Here is a 22901-nt window from a genome sequence, read left to right as displayed (position 1 = left end):
CCGACTGGAAAATTCCACTTTGCACTGTGCCAAGCCCAATCCGGCCAAAGCAGATGCCTGCAACAGCCTGTCCCGGGACAGCGGCGCTGAAAATTCGCCAAGCTGGTTGGCGCTGGCGCGCGAAGCCCCCACAATAGGCGATTCCCTACACCAGATTGCCGGAGTTTTCCCCATGGCCGAAATCAAGGAAGCACTTGTCCCCGATATCGGTGACTACAGCGATATCCCGGTAATCGAGGTGCTGGTCGCCGTTGGAGATACCGTCAAGAAAGACCAGGGTCTGGTGACGCTGGAATCGGACAAGGCCACGATGGAAGTGCCGTCCTCGGTGGCCGGTATCGTCAAGGAAATCAAGGTCAAGATCGGCGACAACCTCTCCGAGGGCAAGCTTGTGGCCCTGATCGAAGTCAGCGAAGCCGCCGCTGCGCCGGCCGCTGCTGCTGCCCCGGCCCCCGCTGCCAAGGCCGAAGCCGCCGAGACCGCGACCAAGGTCGAGCCGGTCGCCACCCAGGCCGAGCCGGACAAGCTGGCCGCCCGTGATATCGAGCAGTCCGCTGCCAAGCCGACCCAGCCGGCCCCGGCCGCCGCTGCCCCGTCGGGTGGCTCGCCGACCAGCCCGCCGGTGGCCTTCAACGCCGACAGCGTGCTGCCGCAGAAGGTGCCCTACGCTTCGCCGGCCGTGCGCGTGTTCGCCCGCGAGCTGGGCGTGGACCTGAACCAGCTGAGCGGCACCGAGAAGGGGGGCCGCATCACCAAGTCCGACGTGCAGAAGTTCGTCAAGTCGGCCCTGGCCGGCGGCGGCGCTGCCACCGGCGGTACTGTGGCGGCCGGTGGCGGTCTGAACCTGCTGCCCTGGCCGAAGGTCGACTTCAGCAAGTTCGGTGAGGTCGAGGTCCAGCCGCTGTCCCGGATCAAGAAGATCTCGGGCGCGAACCTGGCCCGCAACTGGGCGATGATTCCGCATGTCACCCAGTTCGAGCAGGCCGACATCACCGAGCTGGAAGCCCTGCGCGTGGCGCTGAACAAGGAAAACGAGAAGGCCGGCATCAAGCTGACCATGCTCGCCTTCCTGGTCAAGGCCAGCGCCGCGGCGCTGAAGAAGTTCCCGGAGTTCAACGCCTCGCTGGATGCCAGCGGCGAGAACCTGACCCTGAAGAAGTACTTCAACATCGGTTTCGCGGCCGATACGCCGAGCGGCCTGGTCGTGCCGGTGATCCGCGACGTCGACAAGAAGGGTGTGGTGCAGATCGCGCAGGAATCCGGCGAACTGGCCAAGAAGGCCCGCGACGGCAAGCTCGGCCCGGCCGACATGAGCGGTGGCTGCTTCTCGATCAGCTCGCTGGGCGGCATCGGTGGCACGGCATTCACCCCGATCGTCAATGCACCGGAAGTGGCCATCCTGGGCGTGTCCAAGTCGTCGATCCAGCCGGTCTGGAATGGCAAGGAGTTCGCCCCGAAGCTGATGCTGCCGTTGTCGCTGAGCTATGACCACCGCGTCATCGACGGCGCGCTGGCCGCCCGCTTCACCACCTACCTCTCGCAGGTGTTGGCCGACATGCGGCGCGTCCTGCTGTGAAGCAGGGCCTGGTCCTGGCCGGGCTGCTGATGGCGCTGCCGATGGCGCAGGCGGGCGCGCGCGAATGCGCGTCCGACCTGGGCCATGGCTGGCCACCGGCGGTCGGCAACTATGGCCAGGCGGTGGAAACCCTGTTCGATGGCACGGTGCAGCCTGCGCTGTCACTGGTGAGCCTGCCCAAGAGTGGCGTGGAGACCGGCGTCGCCTTGCTGCCCGGCTCCCAGGACCAGGCATGGACCCTGCGCTACAGCCGGGCCGACAAGCGCGTCTACACCTGGAACAGCGGCGCCCGCCAGGGCGGTGTGGAACTGCGTGTGGACCAGGCCCCGGACCAGTACCAGGTCAGCATCCCGGCGCCGTTGGCGCAGCGGATGCTGCACAGCTGGCAGGCCGCGCTGGCCGCGCAGGTGCCGGGCGACCGCAAGGCGCCGGTGCTGGACGGTGACGTGCTGTCCTTCACCGTGGATGGCCAGCGTTACAGCGGCACCCGGCCGGCGTGCGGCGCGGGCCGGCTGATGATGAAACAGGTGGCGCTGCTGATCGAAGCCAGCGACACCAAGGAAAAGAAGCTCGACCGTCGCTGGAAAGATCTGGACGAGTCGCTCGACGAACTGCAGCAACTGCTCGGCGGCAAGGCCGGCTGAGCACCAGGAGAACACGAATGGCCGCAATTGAAATCAAGGTTCCTGACATCGGCGATTACAGCGGTGTCCCGGTGATCGAACTGCTGGTCGCCGTGGGTGACACGGTGAAGAAGGACCAGGGTCTGGTCACGCTGGAATCGGACAAGGCAACGCTGGAAGTGCCGTCCTCGGCCGCCGGTGTGGTCAAGGAAATCAAGGTCAAGCTCGGCGACAACCTCTCCGAAGGCGACGTCGTGCTGCTGCTGGAAGCCGAAGGCGAGGCCGCCGCGCCTGCCGCGCCGGCCAAGGCGGAGGCGCCGAAGGCCGAGGCTGCCCCGGCCAGCAAGCCGCCGGTGACCCCGTCGCACCGCGCCCCGGCCGAACCGGCCGCGCCGCAGCCGGCGCTGTCGTCGGGCAAGCCGGCCGATATCGAGTGCAAGATGGTGGTGCTGGGCGCAGGCCCGGGCGGTTACACCGCTGCCTTCCGTTCGGCCGACCTGGGCGTGGACACCGTGCTGGTCGAGCGTTACGCCAGCCTCGGCGGCGTATGCCTCAACGTGGGCTGCATCCCGTCCAAGGCGCTGCTGCACGCCGCCGCGGTGATCGATGAAGTCGCCCACGCCGGTGATTTCGGCGTGGAGTTCGGCAAGCCGACCATCACCCTGGACAAGCTGCGCGGCTACAAGGAAAAGGTGGTCACCCAGCTGACCAAGGGCCTGGCCGGCATGGCCAAGCAGCGCAAGGTGCGCACCGTGCAGGGCCTGGCCAGGTTCGTCTCGGCCAATGAGCTGGAGATCGTCGGCGACGACGGCAAGACCCAGCTGCTGCGCTTCGAGCAGTGCATCATCGCGGCCGGTTCGCAGGCGGTGAAGCTGCCGAACTTCCCGTGGGACGACACGCGCGTCATGGATTCCACCGATGCGCTGGAACTGGCCGACGTGCCGGGTTCGCTGCTGGTGGTCGGTGGCGGCATCATCGGCCTGGAAATGGCGACGGTGTATGCGGCGCTGGGCAGCAAGGTGACCGTGGTCGAGTTCATGGAGCAGCTGATGCCGGGCGCTGACAAGGACCTGGTCAAGCCGCTGGCCGATCGCCTGAAGAAGCAGGGCGTCGAGGTCCACCTGAAGACCAAGGCGACCGACGTCAAGGCCGAGAAGGCCGGTATCACCGTGTCCTTCGAAGCGGCCGTGGAAGGCGAAAAGCCGGGTCTGGACGCGACCACCTTCGACCGCGTGCTGGTCGCGGTGGGCCGCTCGCCGAACGGCAAGAAGATCGATGCCGAGAAGGCTGGCGTGCAGGTCACCGACCGTGGCTTCATCCCGGCCGACCGCCAGATGCGCACCAATGTGCCGCACATCTTTGCGATCGGCGACATCGTCGGCAACCCGATGCTGGCCCACAAGGCCACGCACGAGGGCAAGCTGGCTGCGGAAGTGGCCGCCGGCGAGAAGAAGGAGTGGGTGGCGCGCGTGATTCCGTCGGTGGCTTACACCAATCCGGAAATCGCGTGGGTCGGCGTGACCGAAACCGAAGCCAAGGCCAAGGGCCTGAAGGTCGGCGTGGCCAAGTTCCCGTGGGCCGCCAGCGGCCGCGCGATCGGCATCGGTCGTACCGAGGGCTTCACCAAGCTGATCTTCGACGAAGAGACCCACCGCATCATCGGTGGTGCGATCGTCGGCGTGCACGCGGGTGATCTGCTGGCCGAGATCGGCCTGGCGATCGAGATGGGTGCGGAGGCCGAAGACATCGGCCACACCATCCACGCCCATCCGACGCTGAGCGAATCGGTGGCGATGGCCGCGGAAATCTACGACGGCACGATCACCGATCTGTACATGCCGAAGAAGAAATAATCGGTCGATCACCGCCCTGGGTGGTGACGCCGGTTTAACGAAAAACCCCGGTGAACGCCGGGGTTTTTTGTTGCTGACCTCCCGGCGGCCACCGGAGGTCTGTCGAGGCGGGCACGGATACCCTGTGGGGCGAAATCAAGGAGGAGGTGGCGGCCACAGGCCGTCGCCGGGGGACATTCGCACGACAGGGTGTCCGTGCCCGACCCCCAAACAACCCGCAGTTGCTCCCCAAAACAAAGCGCACAAAAAAAACGCGGCCCCCGATATTTCGGAGGCCGCGCTTGGAGAGAGGTAGTGCGAAGGGCTTAGAAGACGAAGCTGACGCCAGCCACCGGACCCTTGAACTCCTGCTTCAGACCGATCGTGCCATCGCTGCCGCTCTGGTCCACGTCCAGCTTGAACCAGTCGTAGCCGGCGAACACGCCGAAGTTCTTGGTGAAGCGGTAATCGACGATCGCATTGGCGCGGCTCAGGTCGCCGTCGTAATCGTCGAAGTTGCCCCACTTGGTGTTCAGGTACTGGCCCTGGAAGGTGATCATCCACTTCTCGGACGGCGTGAAGCTCAAGCGTGCACCGACCACCGGCGCCACACCGTCGGCCTTCTCGTCCAGGAACTCGCCCTGGTACAGGTCGCCGACATCGGCGTAGGCCTTGGTGCTGACCTTGGCGTACTCGGCACCCAGCTGCAGGCCGAGGTCGAACTTCTCGGTGTCCACCACCGAGTAGTCATACACCAGGCTGGCGACCTGGTACTTCAGCTCACCCTTGATGAAGCTGCCGGCCGGCACAGTGGTATCGCCGAAGCTGACACCCTGATCGAGGGTCTCGCGGCGATCCTTGTCGTACTTGAAGTAGTTGAACAGCAGGCGCTGGCGGTTGCTGATACGGAACATGCCGTCAATGCGCGGCTCCCATTCCTTGCCACCGAGGCCGAAATCTTCGGAGAAGCCAACGTCCTGACCCGCGATGTTGGTGTTGCCACGGATCGTGTTGTCCGAATCGATCTGCATCGCACCCAGGCGCAGGGCGAAGCGGTCATCGCCTTCGGCGGCGTGGGACGGAGCGGCGTAGGAGAGTGCGGCCAGAGCGACTGGCACGGCAAGCAGGGAGAGCATCGGGCGCATCGGGGGTCCTTGCGGTGGTTCTAGTGATGTGCCGTCACATTGCCCACTGCGACGTCCACCATTCGTGAAGGTATGGTGGACGCAGTGTGTACCGTTCATGCAGACAGAGGGCACACAGGTCTGCCCCGTGGCCGTTTTCGGATGGAATCACCGTTCACGACCGGCCGCGCTGGGCCTGATTCTGGATCACACAGGCAGCACCGCAAAAAGAGGGTGGCCCCGGAGAGGGCTTCGGGGCCACCCTGTACTGGCCTGCGCGCGGGACGCCGACGAGGATTCAACGGCAGGCTGATGGGTCTGACCCGGGTGCGCGACCAAAGTTCAACATGTTGCACTGCCGCATCGGGCGCCTCTTTGCGCAGTGGGATTGGCCCGAGGGTGGAACAGGTTTCCACAACCCCCCAACGGCGGGCTTACATCCGGGATGAACAGGCAGCGGTTGTCTCTCAAATTGTCCCATTGCTATAATTTGGCGGCTCGACGAGGCGCTGGCTTGCTGCCTCGGCCTTTCCTACTCACAACCATGCAGGACATTCACGTGCTGAACTCCGTTGACGCGGGTCGGCGACTGATGCTGCGCGCAGCGGTTTACCCGCTGGCTGCAGTGGCTGTCCTGGCTCTTGCCCTGCTGCTGTGGGGAGGCCCGAAGGCCGCTCTGGGGGCGCTGCTCTCCGGTGTGGCGGTTTCTGCAGCCGGCTGGGTCGCCGCGCGGATGGCGCTGGGCGGCGGGGTGCAGGCGGCAGGTTCGGCGATGACCCGCCTGATCCTGGCGGTGGTGGCAAAGTGGGTGCTCGTATTCGGCGTCCTGATGGTGGGGTTCCTGGTCTTCAAGCTGCCTGCACTGGCGCTGCTGGCCGGTATCGCCGTCGGGTTGATGTTCCAGGTCCTGGCTCTGGCCAGGCGCTGATCCAATTTATTTAACTCAAGGTTCCGGACACATGGCAGGCGAGGCGCTAACTCCCACCTCCTACATCCAACATCACCTGCAGAATCTTGTGGTGATGCGTGACAGCCCGTGGGCGTTGCATCTGGATACTATCGCCACGTCGGTCCTGATGGGCCTGATCATGGTGTTCGCCTTCTGGATGGCCACGCGCAAAGCGACCGCAGGCGTCCCGGGCAAGTGGCAGGCGTTCATCGAGATCTGCCTGGAGTTCGTTGACCGCCAGGCCAAGGACACCTACCACGGCACCAGCAAGCTGGTGACCCCGATCGCGATCACCATCTTCTTCTGGATCCTCTTGATGAACCTCATCAAGATGATTCCTGCGGATTTCATCGGCTACCCGATGAATGCCTTCACCCAGTGGGTGGCCGGCATGATGGGCGCCGCCCATCCGCATGATTACGCGTTCTGGAAGCCGGTTCCCACCGCCGACGTCAATGCCACCCTGGGCATGTCGATCAGCGTGTTCTTCCTGATGCTGTTCTTCGCGCTGCGCTCCAAGGGCCTGGGTGGCTTCACCAAGGAATTCCTGACCGCGCCGTTCGGCAAGTGGATGCTCCCGTTCAACCTGATCCTCAACATCGTCGAGTGGCTGAGCAAGCCGATTTCGCTGGCGATGCGACTGTTCGGCAACATGTTCGGCGGTGAGATCGTCTTCCTGCTGATCTGGGTGCTGGGCGGTGCGGGTATCGCCGGTGCCATCGCAGGCGGTGCATTCGGCTTGGGCTGGATGCTGTTCCACCTGCTGGTGATTCCGCTGCAGGCGTTCATCTTCATGATGTTGTCCATCGTGTACCTGAGCCTGTCGGAAGACGCTCACTGAGTTTCGCTTCACCCTTCATCCGTTTGTTTCTAAACCCTTAGTTATCCAAAGTTCCAGGAGAAAACCATGTACTTCGCCGTCCTGACCAACCTCGCCCAAGTCCAGAGCTCCACCGTCCTCGCCGTCGGCATCATGATCGGCCTGGCCGCGCTGGGTGCCGGTCTCGGTCTGGCCATCATGTCCGGTAAGTTCCTGGAATCGGCCGCGCGCCAGCCGGAACTGATTCCGGTGCTGCAGGTCCGCATGTTCATCACCGCCGGCCTGATCGATGCCGCGTTCATCATCTCGGTCGCCGTCGGCCTGCTGCTGGCCTTTGCCAACCCGACCATCGGCGAGTTCGTTGCACGTCTGCCGGCCGTTGCGGGCTGATCCAGCGAAAGCGAAACGATCAGGCGCCTTGTGCGCCTGATCGCGGATGAAGGACGGCTGCGCCGCTTCGGGCGGCGCAACCACCCCATCACCCCAGATTGAGCGAACCCCATGGATATCGGTTTTACCCTCGTTGCCCAGGCACTGGCGTTTGCCGGACTGATCTGGATCATCGCGACCAAGATCTGGCCGCCGTTGATGAACGCCATCGAAGAGCGTCAGCAGAAGATCGCTGAAGGCCTTGCCGCTGCTGACCGCAGCCAGAAAGACCTGGCCCAGGCCCAGGAAAAGGTCAACGATGCACTGAAGGATGCGCGCACCAAGGCCAACGAGATCATCGATCAGGCCCATGCACGCGCCAACCAGATCGTTGATGCCGCCAAGAATGAAGCCATCGTCGAAGCCAACCGCCAGAAAGATCTGGCCTACGCCGAGATCGACGCTGCCGCCAACCGTGCCCGTGAAGATCTGCGCAAGCAGGTGTCCGCGCTGGCCGTAAGCGGTGCCGAAAAGCTGCTCAAGCGCGAAATCGACGCCAACGCCCACAAGGCGCTGCTCGACGAGCTGGCCTCGGAGATCTGATCGATGAGCCAGGCCCTCACGCTTGCACGCCCGTATGCCCGCGCCGCGTTCGCGACCGCGCGCGACGAAGGCACGTTCGCGCCGTGGTCGGACGCGCTTGCGTTCTCCGCCCACGTAGCTGCCGACCCGCGCGTGGCGGCCTTGCTGTCGAACCCGGAACTGGATCGCGGCGATGCCGTCGCGATGCTGGTGCCGGAATCGTCCAGCGAGACCTTCGGTCGCTTCCTGGCCATCCTGGCCGATGCGCACCGTCTGCCGCTGCTGCCGGAAATCGCCGGCATGTACGACCAGCTGCGCGCTGAAGCCGAACACGTGGTCAAGGCCACGGTGACCTCGGCCACCGAATTGTCCGGCGCCGAACTGGACGCCATCAAGGCCGCGCTGCGCAAGCGCTTCGGCGCCGAGGTGGATGTGACGACCGCAGTGGATGCGTCGCTGATCGGCGGTGCCGTGATCGACGCCGGTGATGTGGTCATCGATGGCTCGCTCAAGGGCAAGCTGTCGCGCCTGCAGACCGCGCTCGCTAACTGAATTCATTTAACGTCCGGCGTGATCGCCGGCACTAGGACTTGACGATGGCAACCACGCTCAACCCCTCCGAAATCAGCGAACTGATCAAGAACCGCATCGAGAAGGTCAAGCTGGCCGCGGAATCGCGCAACGAAGGCACCGTGACCAGCGTGTCCGACGGCATCGTGCGCATCTTCGGTCTGGCCGACGTGATGCAGGGCGAAATGATCGAACTGCCGAACAACACCTTCGCACTGGCCCTGAACCTGGAGCGCGACTCGGTCGGCGCCGTGGTGCTGGGTGATTACCAGAACCTGCGCGAAGGCGACGTCGCCAAGACCACCGGTCGCATCCTGGAAGTGCCGGTCGGTCCGGAAATGCTGGGCCGCGTCGTGAACGCGCTCGGCGAGCCGATCGACGGCAAGGGCCCGATCGCGGCCAAGGCCACCGCGCCGGTGGAGCGCGTTGCGCCGGGCGTGATCTGGCGCAAGTCGGTCGACCAGCCGGTGCAGACCGGTTACAAGTCCGTCGACTCGATGATCCCGATCGGCCGCGGCCAGCGCGAGCTGGTCATCGGTGACCGCCAGACCGGCAAGACCGCCCTGGCCATCGATGCGGTGATCAACCAGAAAGAAACCGGCATCAAGTGCGTGTACGTCGCGATCGGCCAGAAGGCGTCGACCGTGGCCAACATCGTGCGCAAGCTGGAAGAGAACGGCGCCCTGGCGCACACCGTGGTGGTCGCTGCGACCGCGTCCGAATCGGCCGCGATGCAGTACATCAGCGCCTACTCGGGCTGCACCATGGGTGAGTACTTCATGGACCGCGGCGAAGACGCGCTGATCGTGTACGACGATCTGTCCAAGCAGGCCGTGGCCTACCGCCAGATCTCGCTGCTGCTGAAGCGTCCGCCGGGCCGTGAAGCCTACCCGGGTGACGTGTTCTACCTGCACTCCCGCCTGCTCGAGCGCGCTGCCCGCGTGTCCGAAGAGTATGTGGAAAAGTTCACCAACGGCGCCGTCAAGGGCAAGACCGGCTCGCTCACCGCGCTGCCGATCATCGAAACCCAGGCCGGTGACGTCTCGGCCTTCGTGCCGACCAACGTGATCTCCATCACCGACGGCCAGATCTTCCTGGAAACCGATCTGTTCAACTCGGGCATCCGCCCGGCCGTGAACGCCGGTATCTCGGTGTCGCGCGTCGGTGGTGCGGCCCAGACCAAGATCATCAAGAAGCTGTCCGGCGGCATCCGTATCTCGCTGGCCCAGTACCGTGAGCTGGCGGCGTTCGCGCAGTTCGCCTCGGACCTGGACGAAGCCACCCGCAAGCAGCTTGAGCGCGGTCAGCGCGTCACCGAGCTGATGAAGCAGAAGCAGTACGCCCCGATGTCCATCGCCAACCAGGCGCTGTCGATCTACGCCGTCAACGAGGGTTACCTCGACGACGTGCCGGTCAACAAGCTGCTGGCGCTGGAAGAAGGTCTGCATGCCCACTTCGCCAACACCCAGGGCGAGCTGATCAACAAGATCAACGCGACCGGCGGCTGGGACAACGATATCGAGGCTGCCTTCAAGAAGGGCATCACCGAGTTCAAGACCACCGGCAGCTGGTAAGCCGCATGTAGAGCGGGGCGTTGCCCCGCTTCACTGTGACAAAGCGGAGCACCCCTTCGCTCTACGGGAATAAGAGATGGCAAGCGGACGCGAAATCAAAACCAAGATCAAGAGCGTGCAGAACACCCGCAAGGTGACGCGTGCGCTCGAAATGGTCTCGGCCTCCAAAATCCGCAAGGCGCAGGAGCGGATGAAGACGTCGCGTCCGTATGCGCAGGCGATGAAGCAGGTGATCGGTCACCTGGCCCAGGCCAGCACCGATTACCAGCATCCGTTCCTGGTCCAGCGTGACGAGGTCAAGCGCGTCGGTTACATCGTGGTCTCGTCCGACCGCGGTCTGGCCGGCGGCCTGAACAACAACCTGTTCCGCAAGATGCTGGGCGAAGTGCGCCAGTGGCAGGACAAGGGTGCCGAGATCGATGTGGTCACCGTCGGCCAGAAGGCGTCGACCTTCTTCCGTCGCGTCAAGGTCAACATGGTCGGCACGGTCACCCACATGGGCGATGTGCCGCACCTGGAACAGCTGATCGGCGTGATCAAGGTGATGCTCGATGCATTCACCGACGGCAAGGTCGACCGCGTGTACCTGGTCTACAACCGCTTCATCAATACGATGACGCAGAAAGCCAGCTTCGATCAGCTGCTGCCGTTGCCGGCTGCTGAGAAGCAGGTCGCGCATCACGACTGGGACTACCTGTACGAACCCGACGCTGCGACCGTGCTCGAGCACGTGATGACGCGGTACGTCGAGTCGCTGGTGTACCAGGCGGTGCTGGAAAACGTCGCGTCCGAGCATGCAGCCCGCATGGTCGCGATGAAGTCGGCCAGTGACAACGCGAACAAGCTGATCGGAACCCTGCAGCTGGTCTACAACAAGGCCCGCCAGGCAGCGATCACCCAGGAAATCTCCGAAATCGTCGGCGGCGCGGCAGCAGTCTGACGCGCACAGTCAAAGCACACATTAGAGGATTGCAGCAATGAGTCAGGGCAAGATCGTTCAGATCATCGGCGCCGTCGTCGACGTCGAATTCCCCCGCGAGTCGGTGCCGAAGGTGTACCACGCGCTGAAGGTGGATAACACCGAAATCACGCTGGAAGTGCAGCAGCAGCTGGGTGACGGCGTGGTCCGTTGCATCGCGCTGGGCTCCACCGACGGCCTGAAGCGCAACCTGGTCGCCACCAACACCGAACGCGCCATCTCGGTGCCGGTCGGCGCAGGCACGCTGGGCCGCATCATGGACGTGCTGGGTCGCCCGATCGACGAAGCCGGTCCGGTCACCGCCAGCGACACCTGGGAAATCCATCGTGCCGCGCCGTCGTACGAAGACCAGTCCCCGGCCACCGAGCTGCTGGAAACCGGCATCAAGGTCATCGACCTGATGTGCCCGTTCGCCAAGGGCGGCAAGGTCGGCCTGTTCGGCGGCGCCGGCGTCGGCAAGACCGTCAACATGATGGAACTGATCAACAACATCGCCAAGGCGCACAGCGGTCTGTCCGTGTTCGCCGGCGTGGGTGAGCGTACCCGTGAGGGCAACGACTTCTACCACGAGATGAAGGACTCCAACGTCCTGGACAAGGTCGCGATGGTGTACGGCCAGATGAACGAGCCGCCGGGCAACCGTCTGCGCGTCGCCCTGACCGGCCTGACCATGGCCGAGTACTTCCGCGATGAGAAGGACGAAAACGGCAAGGGCAAGGACGTGCTGCTGTTCGTCGACAACATCTACCGCTACACCCTGGCCGGTACCGAAGTGTCGGCACTGCTGGGCCGTATGCCGTCGGCCGTGGGTTACCAGCCGACCCTGGCCGAGGAAATGGGCGTCCTGCAGGAGCGCATCACCTCCACCAAGAACGGCTCGATCACCTCGATCCAGGCCGTCTACGTGCCCGCCGATGACTTGACCGATCCGTCGCCGGCCACCACCTTCGCCCACTTGGATTCGACCGTGACCCTGTCGCGTTCGATCGCCTCGCTGGGTATCTACCCGGCCGTGGATCCGCTCGACTCGACCAGCCGCCAGATGGACCCGCTGGTCATCGGCCACGAGCATTACGACACCGCCCAGCGCGTCCAGCAGACCTTGCAGAAGTACAAGGAACTGAAGGACATCATCGCCATCCTGGGCATGGACGAACTGTCCGAAGAAGACAAGCAGGCCGTGACCCGCGCCCGCAAGATCGAGCGCTTCTTCAGCCAGCCGTTCCACGTGGCCGAAGTGTTCACCGGTTCGCCGGGCAAGTACGTGTCGCTGAAGGACACCATCCGTGGCTTCAAGGCCATCGTCGATGGCGAATACGACCACCTGCCGGAACAGGCGTTCTACATGGTCGGCAGCATCGAAGAAGCGGTCGAGAAGGCCAAGAAGATGGCTGAAAAGGCCTGATGCGGCGGGGACGGGCGAGATGCCCGTCCCGACCCGTCACACGGGGTGGGCGCACGCCCACCGCTGAGGACATCCTGCGGTGGGCGCGAGCCCACCCTAAAGCGAGAAGAGTTTCATGAGCACCATCCGTTGCGACATCGTCAGCGCCGAGCAGGAAATCTTCCGTGGTGAGGCGACCCTGGTCGTGGCCACCGGTGAGCTGGGTGAGCTGGGCATCGCGCCCAAGCATGCCCCGCTGATCACCCGCCTGAAGCCGGGCAAGGTGGTGGTGACCACGCCGAGCGGCGAGCAGATCGACTTCGCCATCTCCGGCGGCATTCTCGAAGTGCAGCCGCAGGTCGTGACCGTGCTGGCCGACACCGCGATCCGTGCCCAGGACATCGACGAAGCCTCGGTCCGCAAGGCCAAGGAAGAAGCCGAGCGCATCCTGGCCAACCGTGGTGAAGCAATGGAAGTGGCCGAAGCGCAGCAGCGCCTGGCGGAAGTGTCCGCCCAGCTGCAGGCGCTTGAGCGCCTGCGCAAGAACCTCAAGCACTAAGCGGGGCGGCGCGACGGCGCCATCCGCGAAGGGGAAAACGCCGGCTTGCCGGCGTTTTTTTTGCCTGCCTCCCGGTACGCCGGATCAGCGGAAGATCAGGGTCCGCATCAGCAGGAACGACAGACCGGCCAGTGCGCCTTCGACCAAGGGTTTGGCCAGCCACGCATAGCGTAGCCCCATGTGCTCGGCCGCCAGCGTCACCAGCAGCGTGCTGATCGCGGTCAGCACCGCCCACAGCAGCGCGAAGCGCACGAACCGCGGCCAGCCCAGACGGTGTTCACCATCGTGGGCGAACGTGTAGCGGCCGTTGAGCCAGAAGCCGAGCAGCATGCCGCTCACGCGCCCCAGCAGGTTGCCGGGTGCGGCTGGCATTCCCAATGCGGTGGCAGCCACGAACACGGCCCAGTCCAACACCAGCTGGATCAGGCCCACGACGAGATAGCGGCTGCCTTGGCGGAGGAGACTCACGTGCACTCCGGGTGCGGACAATCCCACATGTTAACGAGCGTCGCACTAGAATTCCCATCAACGATTCCCGGAACGTGATCTACCCATGACCCAGCCCCTGCACGTGATCATCCTGGCCGCCGGCGCCGGCAAGCGCATGAAGTCGGCCCTGCCCAAGGTGCTGCAGCCGATCGCCGGCCGCCCGATGCTCGCCCACGTCATCGACACCGCACGCCAGCTGCAGCCTGAAGCGATCCACGTGGTGTACGGCCATGGCGGCGAAGCGGTGCGCCAGGCATTCGCCGATCAGCCTGACCTGCGCTGGGCCGAGCAGGGCGAGCAGCTGGGCACCGGGCATGCCGTGCTGCAGGCCATGCCGGAAGTGCCGGATGCGGCAACCGTTCTGGTGTTGTACGGCGATGTGCCGTTGATCCGCGGCGAGACGCTGCGCCACCTGCTGTCGCAGCCGGGCCGCCTGGCCGTGCTGGTGGCCGAGGTGGCCGATCCGACCGGCTATGGCCGCATCGTGCGCAATGCCGAGGGCAAGGTCGGCGCGATCGTCGAACAGAAAGACGCCAGCGACGAACAGCGCAGCATCCGCACCATCAATACCGGCATCATCACCGCCGAATCCACGGCACTGCGCCGTTGGTTGTCCCAGCTCTCCAATGCGAACGCGCAGGGCGAGTACTACCTGACCGACATCTTTGCCGCGGCAGCCAGCGATTACACCCCGGCCGAGATGGCGTTCGTGCAGGATCCGCAGGACGCCGAGGGTGCCAACGACCCGTGGCAGCTGGCCCAGCTCGAACGCGCCTGGCAGCTGCGTGAAGTGCGTGCACTGTGCGCCCAGGGGGCGCGCGTACTGGACCCGGCACGGCTGGATATCCGTGGCACGGTGACCGTGGGCAGTGACGTGCAGATCGACGTCAACGTGATCCTGGAAGGTCGCGTGGTGCTGGGCGACGGCGTCAGCATCGGCGCGTTCACCCGGCTCAAGGATGTCAGCCTGGCCGCGGGCACCGTGGTCAAGCCGCACTGCGATCTGGACGGGGTGATCAGCGAAGGCGCGGCGGAGATCGGTCCGTTCGCCCGGCTGCGTCCGGGTACCGTCCTCGCGGAGGGCGCGCACGTCGGCAACTTCGTGGAAACCAAGAAGGTCGTGCTCGGCGCGGGCAGCAAGGCCAACCACCTCACCTACCTGGGTGATGCAGTGATCGGCAGCAAGGTCAACATCGGCGCGGGCACCATCACCTGCAACTACGACGGCGTAAACAAATCGCAGACGACCATCGGCGACCGTGCCTTCATCGGGTCCAACAGCTCGCTGGTCGCGCCGGTCGTGATCGGCGAGGGCGCCACGGTGGCGGCCGGCTCGGTGATCACCCGTGGCGCGCCGGCGGACAAGCTGACCGTCGCACGCACACGCCAGGAAACCATCGACGGCTGGAAGCGCCCCACGAAGAAGTAGTGCCGGCCAGCGGCCGGCGCTAGCGGGTGTCGGCAGGCAGGAACACCGCCACGCACAGGCCACCTTCGCGGCGGTTCTGCAATGAAATGCGGCCGCCGTGCGCTTCGACGATCTCGCGCGTCAGCGCCAGGCCGAGGCCGGTGCCGTTGCGCTTGGTGGAATAGAAGGGCATCAACGCGTTCTGCAGCACCGCTTCGTTCATGCCCTTGCCGCGGTCCAATACCTCCAGCCGCAGCCACTGCGGCAGGCGGGTCAGGCGCAGCTCGACATCCTCATTCGGTGGTTCGGCGTCAGCGCAGGCTTCATGCGCGTTCTTGAGCAGGTTCAACAGCGCCTGCCCGAGCTGGGCGATGTCCACCCGGCTGTGCAGATCATCGGGAATTCCGGCCATGCGGAACGGGATCTGGTGCTGAAGGCCGGTCAGGAACAGGTTCCACTGCACGGTCTGCAACTGCGGCTGCGGCAGCTTGGCGAAGCGCGCGTAGCCCCGGATGAACCCTTCCAGGTGGCGGGCGCGCTCTTCGATGGTAGTGAACACTTCTTCCAGCCGTTCCGTCTTGCCGCGCCGGACCAGCTCGCCACCGGAATGCGCCAACGAGGCGATCGGGGCCAGCGAATTGTTCAACTCGTGGCTGATCACCCGGATCACCTTCTTCCAGGTCTGCACTTCCTGACGGCGCAGCTCAGCGGTCAGCAGGCGGATCAACAGCAGGTCGTGCGGGCGGCCGTTGAGATGGAAGTTGCGGCGGGACAGGTGATAGATCTGCTCGTCGTCTTCATCACGTTCATCATCATTGTCCTGGCCTTCCCCGCGCACCGCGAACAGGCTGTCGCCCCCGCGGGCGATGGCATCGCGCAGCTCGATCGGCATCGTCGCCATGACGTCGTCCATGCGCTGGCCTTCCAGTTTCCAACCATTGTGCAGCAGCTTGCGCGCCGCCAGGTTGGAGAACACCACGCGCTGCACGCCGTCGCCCCCGTGCGCCAGCAACAGCATCGACACCGGCGTGTTCTGCACCATGGTGTCCAGCAGCAGCTCGCGCTGGACCAGGTCCTGGCGCTGCGCACGCAGCACATCGCCGAGTTCGCGGTGGGCCTGGACCAGATCGCCCAGCTCATCATTGGAGGGCCAATAAATGCCGAAGTTGTATTCGCCGTCGCGGTAGCTGCTGGTGGTGCCGGACAGGGCGCGCAGCAATGAGCGGATCGGCGCCGTCGCGCGGCGCAGGCTCCACCACATCAGCGCAAGCAGCACGACAACCGAGATGCACGTAACCGCCCAGCCATGGTCCAGCCAGAACGCCAGATACCACGGAAATGCAGCCGCCAGTGCTAGCACCGGCAGCAGGCGCAGGAACAGACGGAAGGTGAACGAGCGCCGCTTCATTCGCGCGGGATGCCGTAACGGTCCATGCGCCGATACAGCGCCTGGCGGCTGAGCCCGAGCTCGGCCGCCGTCTGGGCGATGATGCCGTGGTTGTGGGCCAGCGCGGTTTCGATGCGGCTGCGGTCCGGGTCCACGGTCGGGCTGGCCGCGCGCGGGGCCGCGGCGCGCGGCAGGTTGAGGTCGCCTGCCTCGATGCGCGGTCCGGTGGCGAACAGTTGGGCGCGCTGCAGCACGTTGCGCAGCTCGCGCACATTGCCCGGCCAGGGATGCCGCTGAAGCGCGGTGGCCGCAGCGGTGGACAGTGGCTTGCCACTGTCCAGGAAGCGTTCGGCCAGCGGCAGGATGTCGCCGGGCCGCTCGGCCAGCGGTGGCAGCGCCAGCTCGACGGTATTGAGGCGGTAGTAAAGATCCTCGCGGAACTGGCCATCGCGGATCATCGCGGGCAGATCGGCGTTGGTCGCACTGATGACGCGCACCTTGACCTGCCGCTCGCGGTTGGAGCCCAGCCGTTCGAAGCGGCCGGTTTCCAGCACGCGCAGCAGTTTCATCTGTCCACTGGCAGAGAGATTGCCGATCTCATCCAGGAACAGGGTGCCGCCATCGGCGGCCTCGAACTTGCCTTCGCGTGCCTTGTTGGCACCGGTGTAGGCACCGGCCTCGGCACCGAACAACTCCGCCTCGATCAGCTCGGACGGAATCGCGCCGCAGTTGAGCGCGACGAACGCTCCCTTGGCTACCAGCGAGTTGGCCTGGATGATCTCGGCGATCTTCTCCTTGCCTGCGCCGTTGGGGCCGGTGATCAGCACCGGCAGTGCCGAGCGTGCCACCTGGCAGGCCAGGTTGACCACACGCTCACTGGCCGGATCGGCCACCACGGCGCCGCGCAGATCGTAGCGGGCCTCCAGCGCCGAGCGATCCCGTTGCTCGCGGTCGCGGCGGCGGTCCAGTTCGCGGCGGGTTTCCGACAGCTCCAGCAGGTTGTTGACCGTGATCAGCAGCTTGCGGTCGTCCCATGGCTTGGCCAGGTAGTCCGCAGCGCCCGCCTTGACCAGATCGACCGCACTGCTCAGATGTGTCCAGGCGGTCAACAGGATCACCGGCAGATCCGGATGGCGCGCGCGGATCTGCTGGAACAATGCTTCGCCTTCTTCGCCGGAGGTGGTGTCTTCGGTGAAGTTCATGTCCTGGATCACCAGATCCACCGGCTGTTGTTCCAGGATCGCCAGCCCTTGTTCGGGCGAGATCGCATGCAGCGCCTCGATGTCGTGCAGCGAGAACAGCACGTCGAGGGCGGTGCCGACGCTGGCGTTGTCGTCAATGATCAGGATCGAGGGCATGCGTCAGCGTAGGGCCGGAAGTGGAATCAAGAGTACCGGAGCGCCGGGCCAAGGGGCAGATGGCCCGGCGCGCTTGGCTCAGTTGCCGGCGCCAGGCGCCTGGGGGATGGGCGGGGTCTGCACCGCCAGGACGTCGCTCCAGGCGGCGGTGTTGACATCGACGGTCACCTGGTTGCCCTTGCGCAGCACGACGACGGGCACCCGGGTGGCCTTGTTGCCGACCAGTGCATGGGTGAGGTCGGCCATGCGCCGGACGGGCTGGCCATCCACACGCAGAATCCGATCGCCGCTGCGCACGCCGAAATAGGTGCTTGGCTCGGTGGTGGTAACGCGCACGATGCCATCCCGTGCATCCACCACCAGGTGGTGGCTGTCATCGCGCCACTCCAGGCGCGCGGTATCGGTCTGGGTGGCGGCCAGCGCGGGAGCGCTGGCCAGCAGGAGGGAGAACAACAGGGTAGCGAGTTTGGTCTGGCGCATTTCAGGCACTCCGGGTGGCAACGGCAGGGGGGACGGCGGCGGCACGACGGGCCGGGCCGAAGACAGCGATCTGGCCGAGCAGCCACAGCAGCACCGCGCCGATCGGCAGGTAGCTGATGGGCATGCGCGGCAGCTCGTAGTTGTTCATCAGCCACAGGTTGATCGTGTAGGCCATCAACATGCCCAACACGATCCCCACGGTGGCCAACAGGAAGTTCTCGGTCTGGAAGTAGCGCAGGATCTGGCTGCGGGTTGCCCCCAGCGCACGGCGGATGCCGATCTGCTTGGTGCGCTGCTGCACCCAGAAGCTGGCCAGGCCGACGATGCCCAGTGCAGTGACGACCAGCAATGCCACGCACACGGTGATGAGCAGGCCGACCATGGCGCGGTCATTGGCGAAGTACTTGTTGCGTTGTTCCTCGTAGGTGTACTTGCCGTGCACCAGGCGGCTGGCGTCCACCCGCTCCAGGGCTGCGACGGCGGACTTGAGCACTTCGTCGCGGCGGGTTGGATCGGTGACACGCACCAGGTAGAAGCCCTCGTCATAGGTGGTCCGAAGCGGCAGCACGATCGAGAACTGCGTGTCACCATCACGTGCCGTCGGGCGAGCCAGCACCTTGACGATGCCGATGATGCGCAGCGGCATGGAGCCGCTGTAGATCGTCTTGCCCAGTGCATCGCCGCCGGGGAACATCTTGTCGGCAATTGCCTTGGTGACAACCACCGCCGAGCCCTTGTCCGCCGCGACTTCGTCGTTCTTGACCTCTTCCAGATCGCGATATTCATCGGGCTGGAAATCGCGACCGGCGATCAGCTCCACGCCCAGCGTATCCAGCGCACCTTCCCGGGCGAAGTACTGGGAGGAGCTCAGCGTTGGGCGCTCCTGATCGGGGACCAGGCCCAGGCTGGTATTCCAGGAGCTGTTGCGGAACGGGATCTGATTCAGCGTCACTGCGCTTTTGACGCCGGGAAGCGCGTGCAACGCCGCCAGATCCTCGCGGGTACGTGCCACGGCGTTGACCTGGGGGCCGATGCCGCCCAGCCTGACTTCGATCAGTTCGGTTTCGGCGATGCCGCTGGGCTGGTTGATCTTCTCGATGCGCTGACCAATAAGGAACAGCGCATTGCAGACGATGGCGCAGGTCAGGGCGATCTCCAGCACGATCAGTGCCGCGGCGGTCTTGTGCCGGCGCAGGGTGGAGAGGATGGGACGGATATCCATGGTGTGCTCCGGATCCTTACTGCGATTTGAGTTGGATGGCGGGCGTGACCTGCATGGCGCGCAGCGCCGGCAGGAATCCAGCCAGCAGGCTGGCGACCAGGGTCAGCGCGAAGGTCATCAGCAGCATCTGTCCATCCAGCGTGGCCAACTTGGCGTAGTCCACGGGTTGTTGGCGCACTGCATACAGCCCGACCATCGCCAGTACCAGGCCGAGCAGGCCCCCGGCCAGGCCGACCGTGCCGGCCTCGATCAACGATTGCAGGAAGATCTGGCCACGGCTGGCACCCAGCGCACGGCGTACCCCGATCTCACCACTGCGACGCAGGAATTTGGCCAGCAGCAGGCCCACCGTGTTGATCAGGCAGACCAGCAGGAAGCCCATCGCCAGCCACAACTGCAGGCGCACATCACCGGGGACGACCTTCTTGAAGTCCAGCCATTCCATGACATTGCGCAGGCGCACGTTGTTGGGTCGTTCAAAGCGACCGGCAGCACGCTGCTGATCGGAGTAGTTCTCCAGGTAGCGGCGGTACTCTGCGGCCTGGCCGGGGTTTTCCAGCTCCACCCAGTACTGGATCCAGGTGCAGCTTGCGCTGGGCCCGGTGGGATCGGTCTCGTTGCGACGACCGAAGCAGTCGATACTGCCGTTGCGGTCGAACTTCAACTCGATCGCCGTGGAGAACGGCAGGAAGACGTCCTCGCTGTCGCCGTAGCGACCGGTATACAGATCATAGAAGTGCGGATTGGGGTGCCAGTCGCCGAGCACGCCAACGACGGTCATGGTGTTGCCGTTGACGCGCACCGATTTGCCGACGCTGTTGGCGCCCTCGAACAGCTTCTGGTTGAGTGTCTTGGAAATCACCGCGACCCGGCCGCGACCTTCATCCTCAGTCTCCTTCCACCCTTGGCCGTACAGGAACGGGGTATCGAACATCGGGAAGAAATCGCTCGAGGTGTAGCGCGCATCGGTGCTGAACGGGCGCAGCGTGCTGCTGTCCGGCTCAATGGTGACGCCACCGCCGGTCATCATCGCCTGGCGCTTGGCATGCTTCTCACGAAGCAGCTTGTCCGCATCGAATCGGGTCAGCTGATCGGCGGGCTCTTCTCCGGGCTGATAACCGAGCAGGGGCTGTGGATCAACCAGGACGCTGAACAGCCGGTCGCTCTTCTGCGGAATCGGATCACCGGACAACACATGGAACACGGTCAGCGTGGTCATCGAAGCGCCGATACCCAGCGCGATGGCGATCACCATCAGCGCGGTCAGCACTTTGTTGCGCCGGAAGCTGCGCAGGGCCAGTCGGAAGTAGTAAGCAATCATGGCCGGCCTCAGTCGTTGGCGATGGCGGCGGCAACCGCGGGGCGCGGCGTGGCGAGCACCGGATCGCGCAGCAGGTCGGTGACCTGGCCATCGACGATGTGCACGTTGCGCTTGGCGCGCGCGGCCAGTTCCGGATCGTGGGTGACCATCACGATCGTGGTGCCCTTGGAATTGATCTCTTCCAGCAGCTCCATCACGCCCCGGGCCATCTGGCTGTCCAGGTTGCCGGTCGGTTCATCGGCCAGCAGCAGGCGCGGGCTGCCGGCCAGTGCACGTGCGATCGCGGCGCGCTGCTGCTGGCCACCGGACAGTTCGGCCGGGTAGTGCTTCATGCGCGAGGCCAGGCCCACCTGGCCAAGCGCGTGCTCGATGCGCTGCTTGCGTTCGGCCGCGGGCATGCCGCGGTAGCGCAGCGGCACATCGACGTTGTCGAACAGGTTCAGGTCGGAGATCAGGTTGAAGCCCTGGAAGATGAAGCCAATCTTCTGGTTGCGCAGGCGGCTGCGAGCGTCGTCACCGAGTTGGCTGACGTCCTGGCCATCGAGCAGATAGGTGCCGCTGGTGAAGGTCTCCAGCAGGCCGGCGATGTTGAGGAAGGTGGTCTTGCCCGAACCGGACGGACCGGTCACGGCGACGAACTCCCCTTCGCGGACATGCAGGTCCAGCGACCGCAGGGCATGGGTTTCCACCTGTTCGGTGCGGAAGACTTTGGCGACCGAGCGCATTTCAAGCATGGCTGTTTTCCTTTGAGGGTCGAGAAGATCGAAAGGGACTGAATCAGTTGATGGAGACGCGCTCGGCGTCGCCGAACAGATCACTGCCGGACACCACGACGCGATCGCCGGGCTGCAGGCCAGAGAGGATTTCCACTTCGCCCAAGCTGCTCACACCGAGCTTGACCGGGCGACGGACCGCACTGCTGCCGTCCATGACGTAGGCGTAGCCGTTGCCCTGTTCGACGAACGGGCCACGTTCGATCTTGAGTGCGTTGCGGCGGGTATCGAGCAGCACGCGTGCCTGCATCCGCTGGCTCTGGCGCAGGCCCTGTGGCTGCTTGTCAGCAAAGCGGATGCGGGCGTTGACCTCACCGGCGACCACTTCCGGGGACACCGCGGAGATCTCACCGGCGAACTGGCCGCTGCCGCCGGTCAGCTGTGCCGGCATGCCGATCGACAGCTCGCGCGCGAAGCTCTCCGGCACCTTGATCTCGATCTCGAAGCGGGACAGGTCGACCACGCCCAGGATCGGCGCATTGGCGACGACGTTGGTGTGCTGGGTGGCTTGCACCTGGCCGACCTGGCCATCGAACGGCGCGCGCAGGGTGAGCGCGTCGACCTGACGTTCGACTTCGGTGACCACGGCGCGCTGGCGGTCGGCCAGCAGGCGCTTGTTGCGCGCATCCAGATCGGCGCCCTGGGCCTTGAGCATGGCGTCCTTGCGGGCGTGCTCGAGCTGGATGTCGCTCTTCTTGACGGTGTCCTCGGCCTTGGCGACATCCACCTGCGGCACCGCGCCACCATCGAAGCCGCGTTTGTAGCGCTCCAGGTCGCGCACCGCGGCCTGGCGTTCGATCACGGCCTGGTCGGTGTCTTTCTGGGCGGTGGCGCGGGCCAGCGTGGCATCCAGGCTCGCGCGGCTCGCCTCGGCCTGCAGCCCGGCCAGCGTGGCCTGTTCCTGGGCCAGCTTGCTGCGCAGCTCAGGGCTGTCGATCACGGCCAGCTCCTGGCCCTGCTTGACCACATCACCGGCCACGACCTTCAGATCCACGTTGCCGGCGGAGATCGCATACAGCACCGGGTTGTTGGCCGCGATCACACGGCCGTCCGCAGCGATGTCGCGGACCATGTCGCCCCGGGTGACCTCGGCCACGCGGACACGTGCGCTGTCGAACGAGCGGCTGGCGCCGAGCCAGGCGCGGGCGGCGAAGCCGATCGCCAGCAGCACGACCAGGGCGGCGACCGCCGGCCACAGCCAGCGCTTCCACGGGGCGGGCGCGGCATGCGAGGAAAGGGTCTGGTCCTGGGCGGAAGTGTCGCGGATCATGGGGCTCGTTCGCGGTTGGGTTGTGAAGTACCAAAGCAGACTTCGTGCCAACTTTTCACCCTTTCAAAACAAGGGCTTGCGATCGGGGCGGCGTGTCCGCGTGTCCGCGGACACCGGACCGGACACTTTCGTTAAGCCGACAGCGCCCAAGCCGCCGGGGCGGCCACGCTAGAATGCGAGGCTAACCAGCTGGGATCTGAATCTATGTGCGGCATTGTGGGAGCGATCGCGCATCGCGACGTGGTACCGGTC

General features: G+C 65.1%; 22 protein-coding genes. 13 read left to right on the top strand and 9 right to left on the bottom strand.

What is annotated here, in order from left to right:
• Window positions 1-172 precede the first annotated feature (172 nt).
• Genes aceF through lpdA form a run of 3 tightly spaced genes read left to right on the top strand, consistent with a single transcriptional unit; the run spans window position 173 to window position 4052 of the window.
• Entirely contained in the window at window positions 173-1576 is a 1404-nt protein-coding gene (gene aceF / locus ACW6W5_RS16675) for a dihydrolipoyllysine-residue acetyltransferase (RefSeq protein ID WP_121040090.1), read from the top strand.
• A complete protein-coding gene (locus tag ACW6W5_RS16670) occupies window positions 1573-2220 on the top strand; it encodes a hypothetical protein (RefSeq protein WP_428999808.1) in 648 nt (215 codons plus the stop codon). The genes aceF and ACW6W5_RS16670 overlap by 4 nt, the downstream gene beginning before the upstream one ends.
• A 17-nt stretch (window positions 2221-2237) precedes the next feature.
• Window positions 2238-4052: a dihydrolipoyl dehydrogenase gene (gene lpdA / locus ACW6W5_RS16665; RefSeq protein WP_152151085.1), complete on the top strand. Its 1815-nt coding sequence runs from the start codon at window positions 2238-2240 to the stop codon at window positions 4050-4052.
• A gap of 305 nt (window positions 4053-4357) precedes the next feature.
• Here lpdA and ACW6W5_RS16660 read toward each other — a convergent pair whose 3' ends face one another.
• Entirely contained in the window at window positions 4358-5176 is an 819-nt protein-coding gene (locus tag ACW6W5_RS16660) for a TonB-dependent receptor (protein WP_121040084.1), read from the bottom strand.
• Window positions 5177-5714: 538 nt separating this feature from the next.
• Between ACW6W5_RS16660 and ACW6W5_RS16655 the strand changes: the two genes are divergently transcribed.
• The 9 genes from ACW6W5_RS16655 (at window position 5715) to ACW6W5_RS16615 (ending at window position 12941) form a co-directional block, all read left to right on the top strand.
• Complete coding sequence (locus ACW6W5_RS16655) at window positions 5715-6083, top strand: hypothetical protein (RefSeq protein WP_172407534.1); 369 nt, start codon at window positions 5715-5717, stop codon at window positions 6081-6083.
• 31 nt (window positions 6084-6114) lie between these two features.
• A complete protein-coding gene (atpB, locus tag ACW6W5_RS16650; protein ID WP_121040081.1) occupies window positions 6115-6945 on the top strand; it encodes a F0F1 ATP synthase subunit A in 831 nt (276 codons plus the stop codon).
• A gap of 66 nt (window positions 6946-7011) precedes the next feature.
• Complete coding sequence (gene atpE / locus ACW6W5_RS16645) at window positions 7012-7314, top strand: F0F1 ATP synthase subunit C (RefSeq protein WP_088433762.1); 303 nt, start codon at window positions 7012-7014, stop codon at window positions 7312-7314.
• Between the two features lie 111 nt (window positions 7315-7425).
• Complete coding sequence (locus ACW6W5_RS16640; RefSeq protein WP_088433763.1) at window positions 7426-7896, top strand: F0F1 ATP synthase subunit B; 471 nt, start codon at window positions 7426-7428, stop codon at window positions 7894-7896.
• A gap of 3 nt (window positions 7897-7899) precedes the next feature.
• Window positions 7900-8427: a F0F1 ATP synthase subunit delta gene (locus tag ACW6W5_RS16635; RefSeq protein ID WP_088433764.1), complete on the top strand. Its 528-nt coding sequence runs from the start codon at window positions 7900-7902 to the stop codon at window positions 8425-8427.
• A 44-nt stretch (window positions 8428-8471) separates the two neighbouring features.
• Complete coding sequence (gene atpA / locus ACW6W5_RS16630) at window positions 8472-10019, top strand: F0F1 ATP synthase subunit alpha (RefSeq protein WP_088433869.1); 1548 nt, start codon at window positions 8472-8474, stop codon at window positions 10017-10019.
• 76 nt (window positions 10020-10095) lie between these two features.
• The gene (gene atpG, locus ACW6W5_RS16625; RefSeq protein WP_088433765.1) at window positions 10096-10959 is read left to right on the top strand and encodes a F0F1 ATP synthase subunit gamma; all 864 of its coding nucleotides are present in this window, start codon (window positions 10096-10098) and stop codon (window positions 10957-10959) included.
• 37 nt (window positions 10960-10996) lie between these two features.
• Window positions 10997-12403: a F0F1 ATP synthase subunit beta gene (gene atpD, locus ACW6W5_RS16620; RefSeq protein WP_121040078.1), complete on the top strand. Its 1407-nt coding sequence runs from the start codon at window positions 10997-10999 to the stop codon at window positions 12401-12403.
• A 115-nt stretch (window positions 12404-12518) separates the two neighbouring features.
• Complete coding sequence (locus tag ACW6W5_RS16615) at window positions 12519-12941, top strand: F0F1 ATP synthase subunit epsilon (protein ID WP_019183637.1); 423 nt, start codon at window positions 12519-12521, stop codon at window positions 12939-12941.
• 84 nt (window positions 12942-13025) lie between these two features.
• On the opposite strand, the gene ACW6W5_RS16610 is transcribed toward ACW6W5_RS16615, so the two are convergent.
• Entirely contained in the window at window positions 13026-13409 is a 384-nt protein-coding gene (locus ACW6W5_RS16610) for a GtrA family protein (protein ID WP_152151087.1), read from the bottom strand.
• Window positions 13410-13494: 85 nt separating this feature from the next.
• Between ACW6W5_RS16610 and glmU the strand changes: the two genes are divergently transcribed.
• Complete coding sequence (gene glmU, locus ACW6W5_RS16605; RefSeq protein ID WP_152151089.1) at window positions 13495-14859, top strand: bifunctional UDP-N-acetylglucosamine diphosphorylase/glucosamine-1-phosphate N-acetyltransferase GlmU; 1365 nt, start codon at window positions 13495-13497, stop codon at window positions 14857-14859.
• Window positions 14860-14878: 19 nt separating this feature from the next.
• Here glmU and ACW6W5_RS16600 read toward each other — a convergent pair whose 3' ends face one another.
• The 7 genes from ACW6W5_RS16600 to ACW6W5_RS16570 all read right to left on the bottom strand — a co-directional run bounded on the left by ACW6W5_RS16600 (window position 14879) and on the right by ACW6W5_RS16570 (window position 22649).
• Window positions 14879-16246: a sensor histidine kinase gene (locus ACW6W5_RS16600; RefSeq protein ID WP_121040069.1), complete on the bottom strand. Its 1368-nt coding sequence runs from the start codon at window positions 16244-16246 to the stop codon at window positions 14879-14881.
• A complete protein-coding gene (locus tag ACW6W5_RS16595) occupies window positions 16243-17583 on the bottom strand; it encodes a sigma-54-dependent transcriptional regulator (protein ID WP_121040066.1) in 1341 nt (446 codons plus the stop codon). The genes ACW6W5_RS16600 and ACW6W5_RS16595 overlap by 4 nt, the downstream gene beginning before the upstream one ends.
• A 78-nt stretch (window positions 17584-17661) precedes the next feature.
• Entirely contained in the window at window positions 17662-18063 is a 402-nt protein-coding gene (locus ACW6W5_RS16590; RefSeq protein WP_152151091.1) for a PDZ domain-containing protein, read from the bottom strand.
• A gap of 1 nt (window position 18064) precedes the next feature.
• Entirely contained in the window at window positions 18065-19285 is a 1221-nt protein-coding gene (locus tag ACW6W5_RS16585; RefSeq protein ID WP_121040060.1) for an ABC transporter permease, read from the bottom strand.
• Window positions 19286-19301: 16 nt separating this feature from the next.
• Entirely contained in the window at window positions 19302-20606 is a 1305-nt protein-coding gene (locus tag ACW6W5_RS16580) for an ABC transporter permease (protein WP_121040057.1), read from the bottom strand.
• A gap of 8 nt (window positions 20607-20614) precedes the next feature.
• Window positions 20615-21340, bottom strand: coding sequence for an ABC transporter ATP-binding protein (locus ACW6W5_RS16575; RefSeq protein WP_121040054.1), 726 nt, complete (start codon window positions 21338-21340; stop codon window positions 20615-20617).
• A 43-nt stretch (window positions 21341-21383) separates the two neighbouring features.
• On the bottom strand, window positions 21384-22649 hold the full coding sequence (locus tag ACW6W5_RS16570; protein ID WP_121040051.1) for an efflux RND transporter periplasmic adaptor subunit: 1266 nt from the start codon (window positions 22647-22649) through the stop codon (window positions 21384-21386).
• Window positions 22650-22901: the final 252 nt, after the last annotated feature.

The organism is Stenotrophomonas sp. IS26 (genome assembly GCF_054188265.1).
Note: the sequence above shows the minus strand (reverse complement) of the source record. Positions and strands in the feature narration are given on the sequence as shown.

Excerpts from the sequence above, each read along its gene's own strand:
- aceF (WP_121040090.1), top strand. The coding sequence starts at position 173 with ATGGCCGAAATCAAGGAAGCACTTGTCCCCGATATCGGTGACTACAGC.
- lpdA (WP_152151085.1), top strand. The coding sequence starts at position 2,238 with ATGGCCGCAATTGAAATCAAGGTTCCTGACATCGGCGATTACAGCGGT.
- ACW6W5_RS16660 (WP_121040084.1), bottom strand. The coding sequence starts at position 5,176 with ATGCGCCCGATGCTCTCCCTGCTTGCCGTGCCAGTCGCTCTGGCCGCA.
- atpB (WP_121040081.1), top strand. The coding sequence starts at position 6,115 with ATGGCAGGCGAGGCGCTAACTCCCACCTCCTACATCCAACATCACCTG.
- atpE (WP_088433762.1), top strand. The coding sequence starts at position 7,012 with ATGTACTTCGCCGTCCTGACCAACCTCGCCCAAGTCCAGAGCTCCACC.
- ACW6W5_RS16640 (WP_088433763.1), top strand. The coding sequence starts at position 7,426 with ATGGATATCGGTTTTACCCTCGTTGCCCAGGCACTGGCGTTTGCCGGA.
- ACW6W5_RS16635 (WP_088433764.1), top strand. The coding sequence starts at position 7,900 with ATGAGCCAGGCCCTCACGCTTGCACGCCCGTATGCCCGCGCCGCGTTC.
- atpA (WP_088433869.1), top strand. The coding sequence starts at position 8,472 with ATGGCAACCACGCTCAACCCCTCCGAAATCAGCGAACTGATCAAGAAC.
- atpG (WP_088433765.1), top strand. The coding sequence starts at position 10,096 with ATGGCAAGCGGACGCGAAATCAAAACCAAGATCAAGAGCGTGCAGAAC.
- atpD (WP_121040078.1), top strand. The coding sequence starts at position 10,997 with ATGAGTCAGGGCAAGATCGTTCAGATCATCGGCGCCGTCGTCGACGTC.
- ACW6W5_RS16615 (WP_019183637.1), top strand. The coding sequence starts at position 12,519 with ATGAGCACCATCCGTTGCGACATCGTCAGCGCCGAGCAGGAAATCTTC.
- glmU (WP_152151089.1), top strand. The coding sequence starts at position 13,495 with ATGACCCAGCCCCTGCACGTGATCATCCTGGCCGCCGGCGCCGGCAAG.
- ACW6W5_RS16600 (WP_121040069.1), bottom strand. The coding sequence starts at position 16,246 with ATGAAGCGGCGCTCGTTCACCTTCCGTCTGTTCCTGCGCCTGCTGCCG.
- ACW6W5_RS16595 (WP_121040066.1), bottom strand. The coding sequence starts at position 17,583 with ATGCCCTCGATCCTGATCATTGACGACAACGCCAGCGTCGGCACCGCC.
- ACW6W5_RS16590 (WP_152151091.1), bottom strand. The coding sequence starts at position 18,063 with ATGCGCCAGACCAAACTCGCTACCCTGTTGTTCTCCCTCCTGCTGGCC.
- ACW6W5_RS16585 (WP_121040060.1), bottom strand. The coding sequence starts at position 19,285 with ATGGATATCCGTCCCATCCTCTCCACCCTGCGCCGGCACAAGACCGCC.
- ACW6W5_RS16580 (WP_121040057.1), bottom strand. The coding sequence starts at position 20,606 with ATGATTGCTTACTACTTCCGACTGGCCCTGCGCAGCTTCCGGCGCAAC.
- ACW6W5_RS16575 (WP_121040054.1), bottom strand. The coding sequence starts at position 21,340 with ATGCTTGAAATGCGCTCGGTCGCCAAAGTCTTCCGCACCGAACAGGTG.
- ACW6W5_RS16570 (WP_121040051.1), bottom strand. The coding sequence starts at position 22,649 with ATGATCCGCGACACTTCCGCCCAGGACCAGACCCTTTCCTCGCATGCC.